The following is a 13,970-nucleotide window of genomic DNA, read 5'->3' as shown; positions in this document are numbered from 1 at the left end:
TGCTAAGAGACTTTTACATTCATCATTACTCATTTTACATTTAACATTAAAAAATCCCTTTGTGCCGCTAACCAACACCCAACCCCGCCCGGTTCAACTGCCGACACTCGTTTTGTGTCTGCTGGCGGCTGCCGTGATTTGGTTGCTGAATGCGCTCAACAAGAACAATTACACAGTCAGCGTTCAGTATCCGATTGAGTTTGTTTACGACCAGAAATTGTATGTTCCCACGACGCCCCTTCCCAAAACCATTTCCGTCAGCATCACCGGCAATGGCTGGAAGCTGTTCCGGAAGTCGTGGCTGCCGTTTCGGTCGCAACCCATCCGCTATTCTGTTCCCCGCCCGCTCGAAACCAAATACATCAATACCGCTTCGCTGGCGGCCTCGATGACCGATCACGCCAACGACGTCCGGGTCAATTTTGTGGCCGGTGATACGCTGACACTGAATTTCGACCGGCTGGCGGCCCAGGAAGTGCCGATCGTGGTCGACAGCACGGGCATCGATCTGGCCGAAAGCATGGTGGTTTCCAGTCTGATCAACGTCAATCCCCGCGTGATCCGGTTTGAAGGCCCGGCCCGGCTGCTTCGGGCAATGCCGGACACCATCAAAGTGAAGATTCCGGCCCGTCGGCTGACCCAAAGCTATGATGAGGAGTTGCGACTGCCCATTCCCCGTCATCCACTCATTCGGGCCAGTGCCGATCAGGTTTCGGTTAGTTTTGAAGTAGCCGAACTCCTACAGCCTCTTCCTCCACCCCCTCCTCCCCAACCCGTAAAACCGGCCAAATCGACCAAATCGGAAAAAACCGGGAGATCTGCCAAAGCCAAATCGGTCCGTAAAAAATGAGTCAATCAGTGAAAAAACCCTTGTTAATTGGGGTTACGGGCGGAATTGGTTCCGGAAAAACCACGGTTTGCCGCATCTTCGAAGCCCTCGGGATTCCCGTTTATTCGGCAGACGATCGTGCCAAATGGCTGGTCGATCACGATGCCATTCTCCAATCGGACGTGACACGCCTGCTGGGACCAGAAGCATATGACGAGGCCGGGCGTTACAACCGGAGTTGGGTGGCTGCTCAGGTGTTCGGCAAACCCGACGTGTTGCTGCAACTCAACGCCCTGATTCACCCGCGGGTGTATGCCGATACGGAGCTTTGGGCGCGTGGTTATGCCGATAAACCGTATCTGATCAAGGAAGCGGCTTTGCTGCGGGCTGCGGGTGAAGATGGCAACAATCTTGACAAATTGATTGTGGTACAGTCGCCGTTGGATCTCCGCATTCAACGTATTCACCAGCGTGATCCGCACCGCTCCGAGCAGGAAATCAAAAACATCATCAGTCGGCAGATCAGCGACGAAGAGCGGATTGAAATGGCGGATTATGTGGTCTACAACAACGAGACCCAACTGCTGATTCCGCAGGTTCTGCGGCTCCACGAAACCTTCTGCCAGACCGGTTTGTAATCCGCCTTTTTTACGTACCTGTGGACTATGCGATTATTTCCTTTCCTACTAGTTGTTTAAGTGCCAGCGGCACGTAATGTTACTAGCAAATCGGTATTCGACCCCTCCGGAGTTAATAATCTCACAGTTCATGTTAAATTAACGCGAACTATGAGATTTATTAATTGATTATGAGCTGATCAAGTGCCATAGGCACGACATGTTTGTAGCAAAACGGATCACCCGGTTCCTCCGGCGTGCCCTTGGGTACGCAACAAGTGCATCAGATTGCGTACCCAAAGGCACGCCGGAGGAACCGGGTGATCCGTTTTGCTACAAACATCAGTCCGCTACGCGGCCAATAATCCCATAGTTCGCGTTAAATTAATAGCCGCATCAGCTCAGCGGTTATTTTGTTTACATCAATTAGTCCGTATTTCCTCGAAGCTATTTTGTAATTTGGCTGTACGAGATTACACTGGTGGGTACATAATTATGAAAAAACGCTACTTTCTTGCCGCCTGCGCATTCAGCTTTCTGGCGGGGGCTTTCGTCACCGACGACGATCCGGCCAAACCGCTCACGGCCGAGCTGGTCGATGCCGCGTCCCGGGTGTTCGGCCTGACCTTCACCCAAACCGAGCGGGATTCCATGCTGGGAAACCTCACCAATTACCGCAGCAATTACGAAGCCTTACGGAAAATTGACGTGAGTAACGACGTGGCTCCGGCCCTGTATTTCAACCCGTTACCCGACGGTTTTAAGCTCCCGCAGGGTGCCGCATCGTTCAAGGCCAGCCCGGTTGGTAAAACCGCTTTACCTGCTAACCGCGACGATCTTGCCTATTATTCCGTCGCTCAACTGGGCGAATTGCTCAGAACCCGGCAGATCACTTCCGAAAAACTAACCCAATTTTTCCTCGACCGGCTGAAAACCCACAACGCCAAACTCTTCTGCGTCGTTACGTTTACCGACGAACTGGCGCTGAAACAGGCCCGGCAGGCCGATGCAGAAATCAAGGGCGGAAAATACCGGGGACCGCTGCACGGCATTCCCTACGGAGCCAAAGATTTATTCGCCAAAAAAGGCTACAAAACCACCTGGGGTTCTGTTCCGTACCAAAATCAGACGCTGGATTATGACGCTACGATCATTCAGCGGCTGGAAAAAGCCGGGGCGGTTTTGTGCGCCAAACTGACGATGGGCGAGCTGGCGATGGGCGACGTCTGGTTTGGCGGAAAAACCCGCAATCCGTGGGACCCGACCACCGGCTCCAGCGGTTCCTCCGCCGGTTCGGGTTCCAGCGTTTCGGCGGGATTGTTGCCCTTTGCGATTGGCACCGAGACGCTCGGTTCCATTGTGTCGCCGTCGAACGTCAACGGCGTAACCGGCCTTCGTCCCACCTACGGGCGCGTCAGTCGCTACGGCGCGATGGCTTTAAGCTGGTCGATGGACAAAATCGGGCCGATGTGCCGCTCTGTGGAAGATTGCGCGCTGGTTTTCAACGCGATCTACGGCCCCGATGGACACGATCCGACGGTGATCGCGGCTCCATTCCGGTATGCTCCGCTGGCTTCGTTGAAAGGCCTCAAGATCGGCTACCTGAAAAAAGCCTTCGATGCTGATTACCCCACCAAAGCCAATGATCAGGCCACACTGGAAACACTCCGGAAACTCGGTGCGGAACTGGTGGCGTTTGAATTACCGGACATTCCGGTGGGAAAAATGTCGCACATCCTGAGTGCCGAAGCCGCTGCTTCGTTTGACGAACTAACGCGTTCGGGCAAGGATGATCAGTTGGTACGTCAGGTCAAAAACGCCTGGCCGAACTCCTTCCGTTCCGCCCGGTTTATTCCGGCGGTCGAATACATTCAGGCCAACCGCATTCGGACCAAACTCATCAACGAAATGGCGCAAACCATGAAGGGTTTTGACGTCTACATCACGCCGACCTACGGCAACGCCAACCTGACCCTGACCAACCTGACCGGTCATCCGTGCGTGGCTCTTCCCAACGGATTCACTGCGAAGGGCTTGCCCACCAGCATCACCTTTATGGGGCAATTGTTCGATGAAGGGCGTTTGCTGGCAGTAGCCAAGGCCTATCAGGACGCGACGGCGTTTCACAAAAAACACCCGGTTCTTTGAACCCGTAGTTACTCGCCTTTGGCCCTCGTGAGTTCCGCGAACGGAATGACACCGGCGCGTTTGGCCCAGACGTCATACAGTGTCGCCATCGCTTTCACGCGTTGCGGCTCTTTCGCGCTCAAATCCTGTAGCTCGGTCCGGTCGGTTTTCAGGTTGTAGAGTTCCCATTGATTGGATGGAAATTCCGACACCAGTTTCCAGTCGCCCTGCCGAACGGCCCGGTTGCCTTCATGTTCGAAATAGAGCGCGTCGTGGCCTTTCCAGGTAGTTCCCCGAAAAACCGGCACCAGACTCACGCCCTCCGCCGGGGTGATGGTGTTGCCTTTGTGCGTTTTTGGGTACGTGGCTCCCGCCAGATCCAGGCAGGTCGTCATGACGTCAACGATGTGGGCGGGGCGCTGGTCGATCTTGCCCGGTTTCACAATCGAAGGACCGTAAGCCACAAAGGGCGTGGCCGTTCCGCCTTCATATTCCCAGTGTTTGTACTGCCGAAAGGGCGTATTGCTCAGGTTAGCTCCTCGCTTTCCGTATGCCGTAAAGGACGTTGGATCGCTCGACGGTTTCTTGCTGCTTTCGTAGATGGTCGGCAGAAAATTGCCGGTTCCGATGTTTTCGTGGCTAGCTCCGTTGTCCGACAAAAACAGAATCACCGTGTTCTGATCCTGACCCATTTCTTTCAGTTTCTGCCGGATTCGGCCAATGTTCTGGTCCATGCGGTCGATCATGGCCGCGTAAACCGCCATCTTGTCTTCCCAATCTTTTTTCTCGGCCTCACTCAGTGAATCCCAGGCCGGAATGGACGCATCGCGGGGTGAAAGCGAACTGTTTTTCGCCAGAATTCCCATTGCCTTCATGCGCTGAAACCGCTCTTCCCGCAGTTTGTCCCACCCTTTCTGATAAGCACCCCGGTATTTGGCAATGTCTTCGGGCAGGGCGTGTAAGGGCCAGTGGGGAGCCGTAAAGGCCATGTACAGAAAAAATGGCTGGTCTTTGGGAGTCTGACCAATGAACTCAACGGCATGATCGGCGAAGGCATTGGTCGCGTAATAGCCTTTCTCCGGCGTGTATTCCTGGTCGTCCAGCGCAATGGTGAGCTTCTGGTTGGGGCGGTAGGGGTCCTTGCCAAAATAACTGCTCGCGCCGTCGATCAAGCCGAAATACCGGTCGAAACCGCGTTTCACAGGCCAGCCTTCCGGTTTGGTGCCAACGTGCCATTTTCCGGCCATGTAGGTTTTATACCCCGCCGGTTTTAGAGCTTCCGCAATCGTGACACAATGCTGGTTGAGGTAGCCCTGGTAGGCGGGTTGCTGTCTGGTATTGACCATGTCGCCCACGCCCGCCTGATGCTGGAATAAGCCCGTCAGCAACGACGCGCGGGTTGGGCAGCAGCGCGACGCGTTGTAGAACTGCGGCATCCGAAGGCCGTTTTTCGCCATCTCGTTCAGGTTGGGCGTCTGGATTTCGGAGCCGAAGCAACCAATGTCGGAATAGCCCATGTCGTCGGCCAGAATCAGGATAATGTTCGGTTTTTTCTCCGGCGGTTGCAGGGCAGGGCAAAAAGCGAACGTCAAAGCCAGAAAAGCGATCAGAAGTTTAAGTGTCATTTTTTCAGGTCGTTAGCGTTTATCTTTAAAAATTTCGTACCGGTTTCAGGCCCCGGCTGGTTTCATTTAAACACGCCCGTATTGCCTTTTTCCCAAATCGGCATAAGCTGTTTCACAACGTCCGGGTGGGTCTCGGCCACATTGCGGTTTTCGTTCGGATCGGTGCGGTGATCATACAATTCCACGGTGGGTTCCTGCGCCCGGAAATACCGGGTAAGACGGTATCGATCGGTGCGGACGGTGATACCCTTCTTGAAATAACTGTAGGCGACATGCTCACCCCAGTCCGCTGGTTTTCCTTTTTTCAGGAGACTGCTGAAGCTTTTTCCGTCGAGCGTGGCCGGTGCATTTATCCCGCATAACTCCATCAGGGTGGGGTATAGATCAATCGAACTCAGGATTTCGTTCCGAACCATGCCGGTTTTCATGCCGGGCGTTTTGACGATCAGCACACTGCGGACGGCTTGCTCGAAAATCGTGTGTTTGCCCCAAACCCGGTAATCGCCCAGGTGCCAGCCGTGATCACTCCAGACCACCACAATCGTATTTTCAGCCATACCCAACTGCTTCAGGGTCTCCAGAACCTTGCCCACCTGCGCATCCGTGTAACTCACACTGGCGTAATAGGCATGACGCAATTTGCGGGCGTAGGCATCCGAAACCGGTTTTTCCAGCGAAGCCTGTTCGTCGCCCAGCGCATACTGATTGAACTCGGCGCTCTCGTGCAAACTGGCCGGATTAACATGCTCGGGAACCGTAGGTGATGGCGTCAGCGGAATTTTCGCTTCGTCATACAGGTCCCAGTATTTTTGGGGCGCGTTGAACGGCAGATGCGGTTTAAAAAAGCCGATGCCCAGAAAAAATGGTTGTTTCTTGCCCGCCAGTTCCTTTAGTTTCGATACAGCCAGATTGGCCGTCAATCCGTCGGGATAGTCTTCGTCGGCTACGTTTGCGGCTTCATACGGCTTGACTTTCGATTTCTGGCCCTGCCGGTTCGAACCGTCGGCGTAGCCAAAAAACGCATTCCAGCCCGTCTTCCATTTTCCCGGATCAAACCGCATTTCGTCCCAGCTATGTGGTAATTCCAACTGACTGCTTTTCGGGTCGTTGTAGCCATACACGTAGCCATCGGGCGAGTGACTGATCTTACCCATCCCGACGGTGTAGTAGCCAGTCCGGCGCAACTGATCGATAAACGTTTCCGGCTCGTCCGTCCGGGGTTTGCCGGACACCTGTTTTTCGAGGGCTTCGTTCGTAATGTCCACCGGATTACGCGGCAGCCGCCCGGTGAGCAGGCTGTAGCGCGACGCCCCGCAGGTCGGCTGCGTGACGTACTGCCGTGTAAAAAGCACCGATTGCTGCGCCAGCCGATCCAGATTCGGGGAATGGATCACCGGATTGCCGTAGCATTTCAGGTCAGGACGCAGGTCGTCGATGCAGATAAAAAGCACATTCGGACGCTGCGGCTGGCGTTCTCCGTTTCGGGTAAAAGCCAGCACGACCAACGCGCCAATGGCAATCGAGCAAACCAAAATCCATTTCATCCTGTATACAAATTACACCCGTTTTTACAGCCCACGGTTTTAACCGTGGGGCGTGAAGGCAAAACAATCGAATCCATTGGAACCGTTTTAACGGTTTATTTAGGCCCCCAAAACCGTTAAACGGTTTCCATTAAATTACCGGGTCATTTTTTTGGCCCCACGGTTAAAACCGTGGGCTAATAACCTTAAACCCCGGTTATCTTTCTTCAATAACCCGGATTCTGGGTAAACTCCCCCGGATTGGTCACCCGGTCTATCTGGGTTTGCGGAATGGGCCGAACCAGGTGCATTTCCTTGATGTTGGGAGCCGCATCGAGGTTGTATTTTTTGACCCGCGCCAGCAGTTGTCCGGTGCGTTTCAGATCATACCAGCGGTGCATTTCACCCGCCAGCTCGCGCGCCCGTTCGTCCAGCACAAAATCCAGGCTGAGGTCGCTGGCCGTGATCTGCATGTCCTTTTCTTTGCCAGCCAGAGCCGCCCGGGTTCTCACCACGTTGAAATAAGCAGCCGCTTCGGTCAGTTTGTTCTGACGCCAGGCCGCTTCCCCGGCAATCAGGTACATCTCGGCGAGTCGAATCACGATAAAATCCCGGCGACCGTCGGTGGCATTGATGCTCGTCCGCAGCGGATCGATGTACTTTTTGATCACCGGAAACCGTCGGCGCTGCCCCCCGCCAATCTCGTTGTTGGTGATGGTCGACGCGCCCACCCACGTATCCTTGAAGTCGATGTACCAGTAAGGAGCCGTGGTCTGAGCAGCATCCGGCACCGAATACGGGACAATTTTAATGGCCGTATCGCCCGGCATCACGGTTTTTCCGTTAATCGTACCCCGGTTGTTGGCAAACCAGACGGTTTTGAATGAGCCTTCCCAGCGGCTGTCTTTCGACGGATCAAACAGCTTGATCAGGTAGTTAGTCGGCATAAACCGCTGATACGCCCGGCCATTGGGCAGGTCCCGGATGATGGTCGGATTCTGGGTATAATCGAATAAAAAGAACAAATGGCTTTCATTACCGGCCCCGTTCGTCAAGGGATCAGCCGTGTATTGCACCGACCAGACCACCTCCGCATTGGCATCATTAGCAATATCCCAAAGGCTGCCGTACGGCTTAATCATCTGAAAGTCATACGATTTTGTCACCTGACTCGCCAGCCGCTCGGCCTCGGCCCAGTTTCCCAGCGTCAGTTGAACGCGGGCCAGAAGCGCTTCCGAAGCCGGTTTGGTAATTCGTCCGTACAGAGCAGCTTTGGCAGGCAGGTGTTCAATGGCATATTGCAAATCCGGCACGATGCCCTGTTCGTAAATTGTCTTCGCGGGCGTTTTTTTCGCCGTAGTCTGCACGCCGATGGTTTCTTCCAGCGAAAAATGGACATCGCCAAACTGCTGAACCAGATGAAAATAATACAACGCCCGCAGAAAACGGGCCTCCCCGATGATACGCGCCCGATTGGCTTCCGTCACCCCCGCCACGCCCGGAGCGCGATTGATAACGGCGTTGGCCTGGTTGATTCCGACGTAAAAATTATCCCAAACCGCCGTTACGAACGCATTGGAACCCAGAAAGTTGGCGGAATAATTGTTGATATCGGGATAATTGGTAACCCCGCCAAAACCGTTGGTGAACATGTCGGTTCCGGTGACGGTCAGGAAGAAGGCTTCTTCGCGACCGTAAAACCGGCGCAATGGTGTATAAACCGCTTTCAGGCCGTCTTCCAGACCGCTGGGTGTCGAATAATAGCTATCGGCGGTGGCGAGACCAACGGGGGTTTCTTCCAGAACGCTCTGGCAGGAGAAAAGGCCGACCAGCAAAAGGGTCAGGCTGAGAATGGTATTGCTATTTTTCATGACTTGTACGGGTCGCTTAGAATTTAAGATTCATGCCGAATACATAAGTAGCCGAGGTCATCGGGGTGCTGCCGCCCACAATGCCGGTCGACGTCTCGGGATCGACCAGTTTGTAGGGCGAAAAGATGAAGGCATTGTCGGCAGTGGCATACAGCCGCAAGCTCGAAATGTGCGCTTTGGCCAGCAGGCTTTTCGGCAGCGAATACCCCAGCGTGATGTTGCGGATTTTGACAAACGAGCCGTCGAAAAAACGAACCGCATCGGCATACAAGGGAGCCGATGCGGCATACGGCATCGGAATTTTATTGGTCGGATTGTCGGGCGTCCAGTAATCGAAGTTCAGGCTGTTATACCGTCCCTGCCACTGATTGCCGCCCAGATTGTGAAAATCGCTCCGCAGCATTTGCCCCTGACGGGCATAGACGAGGAACGAAAAGTCGATCCCCTTGAAGCTAAACCGGTTGGTAATCCCGCCACTCCATTTTGGCACCACCGAACCCAAAATCGTCCGGTCATCGGCATTGATGACGCCATCGGGCTGATTGGTCAAATTTCCATTGGCATCCCGGCCATTGACATCCGCAATCTTGATGTCACCGGGGCGTTGTTTGGCTTCGGCGGCTGCCTGAGCGGCTTCACTGGTTTGCCAGATGCCGAGTTGCTTGAAATTGTAGAAAACCGAAATGGGTTGTCCGATAAACCACTGATTCCCGACATCATCCCGGCCATTGAACAGATCGACAATCTGCTCCTTGTTCGAGAACAGATTCAGGCTGGCATCCCACTTAAAACCGGAAGGACTATTGACGACGTTCCCATTCAAAGTCAACTCCCAGCCCCGGTTGCGGGTGGCACCGATGTTTTGCAAAACCGACGCATAGCCAGACGAGATCGGAATCAGCCGACTCAGGAGCAAATCGCTGGTTTTGGTATCATAACGTTCCAGCGAACCCGAAATCCGGTCGCGCAGAAAACTGAAATCAACCCCTATATTGAGTGTCTTGGATATTTCCCATTTCAGATCGGGATTCGGAATGATGCTCAGGCCATACCCGTAACCCGGTTCCGAGCCAAAGGCATAGATGGAGCGGCTCAGTCCACCGAGCGTCTGGTAAGGGGCAATGGAAGTGTTGCCCACTTCGCCATAGCCCACGCGCAGTTTCAGGAAAGACAATACCGTATTGCCCGTCAGAAAGGCTTCATCCGAAATCACCCAGCCCGCCGATACCGACGGAAAAAAGGCCCAGTTGTTGCCCTTCGACAAGCGTGACGAACCGTCGGCGCGTCCGGTCAGGGTGAGCAGATACCGGTCTTTAAAACCGTAGTTGACCCGGCCCATATACGACAGCAACCCCCACTGGGTCAGCGCGCTGGTAATGCCGGTGACGGTTCCTGAACTCCCCAGGTTGTAGAACGAGGAGGTTTCAATCGGAATATTCTGACCGCTGGCACTCGAAGATTCAAAGCGGTTTTTCTGCGTACTGAACAGCCCCACCACATTCAGCGAATGCGGCCCGAATTTTTTGTTGTAACTCAGGAGGTTCTCCAGTGTGTAAGCAAAGTTTTGCTGGTTTTCGACGGTGGCCCGGCTGGTGCCGCCCGCCAGCGTTCCGGAGTAATTTCCCCGGCGATAGGTGCTGAAATCCGGGCCGTAGTTCAGGCGGTACGTGAGTCCTTCGGCGAGTTGGTATTCCCCGAAAAGCGTGGCAAAAACCCGGTATTTTTTCGTTTCATCGACGTACTGATTCGGCTGAAATTCGAGCAACGGACTGGTCGTATTGCCTTCGCGCGGGTTCGGATAGGCCACAAAAGCACCGTCGGCATTGTAAGGCTCGATCAAAGGCGAGAAAAGCAGGGCGTTGTTGTAGGGCGCGTTCGACATCACGTTTTGCAGGTCGGTCGACACCGTCGCGCTCACGCCGATCTTCAGCCGCTCGGTCAATTTGGTGTCGATGTTGGCCCGGAACGAATACCGGCGGTAATCGCTTTTTTGTAGTACGCCTTTTTCGTCGAAAAACGAACCGGACAGATAATACGTCGTATTCTCAGATCCTCCGCTGGCCGAAAGCTGGTGGCTTTGCTGAACGCCGTCGCGCAAAATCAGATCCAGCCAATCAGTCGAAATGCCTTTGCTCAGGTTGTCGATTTCCAGGCTGCTCATCAAAGCCACATCCTGGCTGGCATTGTCGGGAGCGAGTCCCCGCGAAATCCGGGCATATCGGGCAAACTCGTTCCCGTTCATCAGATTCAGGTCTTTTTTCGCCTTTTTGATCCCGTAGTACCCATCGTAGCTCAACACGGCTTTCCCTTGTTTTCCGCGTTTGGTCGTGATCAGAATGACGCCGTTGGCGCCCCGCGACCCATAAATCGCCACGGCGCTGGCATCTTTCAGCACCTCCATCGACTCGATGTCGTTCGGATTGAAGTCGTTGATATTCACATCCGTCGGAATCCCGTCGATGACATACAACGGGTTGTTGCTGGCGTTGATCGACCGGTTTCCGCGAATCCGGATGGTGGGGTTGGAACCGGGTGCGCCGTTGGCCCGGACGATGTCGACCCCGGCGAGCCGACCCTGGGCGTTCGACAGAAAGTTGGCTGCCGGGGTTTCGGAAATGTCCTTGCTGGAAATGGAGGAAATCGCGCCGGTCAAGTCCCGTTTTTTCTGCGTCCCGTAGCCCACTACCACGATCTCGCTCAAGGTTTTTTCGTCCGTTTTCAGAACAACATTTAGCGTGGTTTTGGAACCAACGGGGATTTCCTGCGTCAGAAAACCGACAAAGCTGAACACGAGCGTCACCGATTTATCCGGCACATTGATGCGAAACTGGCCATTGCCGTCGGTTGTCGTGCCGCGCTGGGTGCCTTTGATCACAATGGAAACGCCGGGCAGTCCTCCGCCTTTTTCGTCCGAAACCGTTCCCGAAATTACCTCTTCAACCGGCTGCGTCAGCAGGGAGGCTTCCGGTGACGAATTGGGTTTAACCGCTGGATTTACACTGGGCAAGCGGTTCAGAATGATCTGTTTACCGGAAACCTCATAACCCAGATTCAACGGTTTCAGCATGTCTTCCAAAACCGTCCCCAACTTTTCACGCTGCACGTTCAGGGAGATTTTTCGGTCGGCCTGAATCAGGCTTGTGCTGTAGAGAAACTTCACCTTGGTCTGCTCTTCGATCAGTGCCAGAACCGTTTTCACGTCCTGATTCTGCATCTGAATGGTCACCTTGGTGTTCAAAATTGCCTGCGCCCGAATGCCGGTCGCCAGAGCGATGCTGGTTACCAGTCCCGAAAAGAGCAGTTGCAGAAAACTCAGCTTCAGGGCCATTCGCCAGGAGATCAGGGTAGGGAGATTTTTCTTCATGTATTCAGTTTATTAGGTGTATTAGGGTAAGGGGCATTTGATTCCTCTGCCGCTTTCGAAGGGCGAAAGTATTTCATTTTTAAGTAATCAGAACGAAATTAGTAAATTAAATCACTAGACTAAATATACAATTTATAAGTAACCCCGGTTTTAAGCGCCAAACCGCTTCCTTTATTGACACCCTTTTGCCGAAATAACAATCTGGGCATCAACGACTTCGTAATGTCCTTCAATGCCTTTGCACAGGAGTGTCAGCTTTTCAAAAAGGGGTTCTTCGGCTAAAGAGGCCGTTAACAGACAATTTCCCAGCAGTTCTTCATCATACACAATGTCGATCCCGTAGGCCTGCTCCAGTTCCGAAAAGATCCGGGAGACAGGCGCATCTTTAAACTCAAAAGTCTGTGGATGAACGGGTTCTGGCTCACTGACCAGCGATTTCTTCATCCGAACCTCGTCGCGGGAGAAAGCCAGTTGCTGGTTGGGGGTCAACACCACGCCTTCCAGTTCGCGATTGGCCTGCATTGCATTGGCGCGGCTGTCGGTTCGGGCAAAAACCGAGACTTTGCCGGTTTTCACCTGCACCACCACCTGCTTGCCCGCTTCGGCGGCTTTGATCCAAAAACTGGTGCCCAGCACTTTGGTGACCAGTTCATCGGCGTACACAAAAAACGGTTTTGCCGGATTTTTGGTCACCTGAAAGAAGGCTTCGCCAGTCAAATACACTTCCCGCTTGGATTGCCGACCAAAATCTTGGGCAAAACTGATCCGGCTATTCGGTTGCAACAAAACCGTACTCTGGTCGGGCAGACGAACCGTCATTGGTTGCTCCGACTGGTTGACTTTTTCCAGCAAAGCCGTAGACGATTGATCGATTAATTGCTCATACTGCGTCGGAAGGCGGTTTTTCTGGTAAACCCAAAGTCCCAGACTAAGTAGAATGGAGGCAGCCGCCAGCCAGCGCCACGGGACCGGGAGTCGACGCACGGGGGCAGGTTGAATGCGTTCGCGGACGTTCGTGAACATCCGCTCAACCTGTTCTTCATCTGGATATTCCTGAATAACAGCCTCATCGATTGCAAGCAAAACCGTCCGGGCATGGTCGACAACCGGCTGTTTTTCAGGATACCGATCCAGAAACTGCCGCCAGAAAGCATCGGTTTCCGGCGTCGGCGCATACACCCATTGTCTGAAAGACGCATCCTTTAAGAAGTCCTCCAAATCAAAATCCGCGTACTCCATCCTATCACTTTTTGGCTACGTAATTAGATTATGCCTTTAAAAAGAAAGAGAAAAGGGAGCCGCAGTTTAACTCACTTGCAAAGAAAAAAAAGTATAAACAGCAGAATAGTGCTGGAGAGAATGGCAAACTGGCGGAGTTTATGAAGCCCGCGTTGCAGCAAATTCCGGACGGATTGTTCGTTGATCGCCAGAATGTCCGCGATTTGGGCATAACTGAAATCCTGGTAATAGTAGAGCATCAGAACTTCGTATTGTCGAAGCGGCAGTTTTTTCAGTTTGACCTGCAAATCAGCGGTTTGCGTTCGCAGTCTTTCGGCATTGATCACTTCTGTTTCCTGCGCCGGGCTGGTCGGAAGCCGCCACTCATCGGTCATTTCCCAGCTTTCGGAGGCAAGCTGATCGGGTCGGAGAGCCTTATGAATTTTCCGGCGCAGGGAGCGAAACAAATAAAACCGGGCCGATTCGACGTCACTCAGGCGGCTACGGCTTTGCCACAAATCCACAAACAGATCCTGAACCGCATCTTCCACCGCCTGTTCGTCGCGGGACAGCTTTTTGCCGTAACTGAACAACACCCGGACATACCGCTGGTAGAGCACGCCAAAGGCGGTTTCGTCACCCCGTTTGAAGGCCTGCCACAAGGTCTTATCGTCCGTAGTTTCCGAAAAAGACATCAACGTGTTGAAGTAAAAAGTTGCGCTAACCCAACGGTTTTGATCCCAAAATCAGCCGGTTTGCTTTCCCGTCCTGCCTGGTCAGATCGCCAACCGGCAAC

The 13,970-nt window shown here is 53.6% G+C and carries 9 protein-coding genes; 3 read left to right on the top strand and 6 right to left on the bottom strand.

Annotated features, from left to right (window positions below; genetic code table 11):
- The first annotated feature begins 61 nt into the window (after positions 1 to 61).
- The 3 genes from ACO064_RS21440 to ACO064_RS21430 all read left to right on the top strand — a co-directional run bounded on the left by ACO064_RS21440 (position 62) and on the right by ACO064_RS21430 (position 3,594).
- Positions 62 to 850, top strand: a complete 789-nt coding sequence (locus ACO064_RS21440) for a hypothetical protein (protein ID WP_421829270.1) — start codon at positions 62 to 64, stop codon at positions 848 to 850.
- The gene (gene coaE, locus ACO064_RS21435; protein WP_421829269.1) at positions 847 to 1,467 is read left to right on the top strand and encodes a dephospho-CoA kinase; all 621 of its coding nucleotides are present in this window, start codon (positions 847 to 849) and stop codon (positions 1,465 to 1,467) included. Before ACO064_RS21440 ends, coaE begins: the two co-directional genes overlap by 4 nt.
- A gap of 474 nt (positions 1,468 to 1,941) precedes the next feature.
- Positions 1,942 to 3,594, top strand: coding sequence for an amidase (locus tag ACO064_RS21430; protein WP_421829268.1), 1,653 nt, complete (start codon positions 1,942 to 1,944; stop codon positions 3,592 to 3,594).
- A gap of 8 nt (positions 3,595 to 3,602) precedes the next feature.
- On the opposite strand, the gene ACO064_RS21425 is transcribed toward ACO064_RS21430, so the two are convergent.
- The 6 genes from ACO064_RS21425 to ACO064_RS21400 all read right to left on the bottom strand — a co-directional run bounded on the left by ACO064_RS21425 (position 3,603) and on the right by ACO064_RS21400 (position 13,869).
- On the bottom strand, positions 3,603 to 5,198 hold the full coding sequence (locus ACO064_RS21425) for an arylsulfatase (RefSeq protein ID WP_421829267.1): 1,596 nt from the start codon (positions 5,196 to 5,198) through the stop codon (positions 3,603 to 3,605).
- Between the two features lie 62 nt (positions 5,199 to 5,260).
- A complete protein-coding gene (locus tag ACO064_RS21420; RefSeq protein ID WP_421829266.1) occupies positions 5,261 to 6,742 on the bottom strand; it encodes a sulfatase in 1,482 nt (493 codons plus the stop codon).
- A 206-nt stretch (positions 6,743 to 6,948) separates the two neighbouring features.
- Positions 6,949 to 8,592 carry a RagB/SusD family nutrient uptake outer membrane protein gene (locus ACO064_RS21415; protein ID WP_421829265.1) on the bottom strand — a complete coding sequence of 548 codons (1,644 nt, stop codon included), beginning with the start codon at positions 8,590 to 8,592 and terminating at the stop codon, positions 6,949 to 6,951.
- A gap of 16 nt (positions 8,593 to 8,608) precedes the next feature.
- Positions 8,609 to 11,956, bottom strand: coding sequence for a TonB-dependent receptor (locus ACO064_RS21410; protein WP_421829264.1), 3,348 nt, complete (start codon positions 11,954 to 11,956; stop codon positions 8,609 to 8,611).
- A gap of 171 nt (positions 11,957 to 12,127) precedes the next feature.
- Positions 12,128 to 13,195: a FecR family protein gene (locus tag ACO064_RS21405; protein WP_421829263.1), complete on the bottom strand. Its 1,068-nt coding sequence runs from the start codon at positions 13,193 to 13,195 to the stop codon at positions 12,128 to 12,130.
- 71 nt (positions 13,196 to 13,266) lie between these two features.
- Positions 13,267 to 13,869, bottom strand: coding sequence for an RNA polymerase sigma factor (locus ACO064_RS21400; RefSeq protein ID WP_421829262.1), 603 nt, complete (start codon positions 13,867 to 13,869; stop codon positions 13,267 to 13,269).
- Positions 13,870 to 13,970 lie beyond the last annotated feature (101 nt).

It is taken from the genome of Larkinella sp., from assembly GCF_965227735.1.
Lineage (GTDB): Bacteria > Bacteroidota > Bacteroidia > Cytophagales > Spirosomataceae > Larkinella.
The sequence above is the reverse complement of the archived record's forward strand: the minus strand, read 5'-3'. Positions and strand labels throughout refer to the sequence as shown.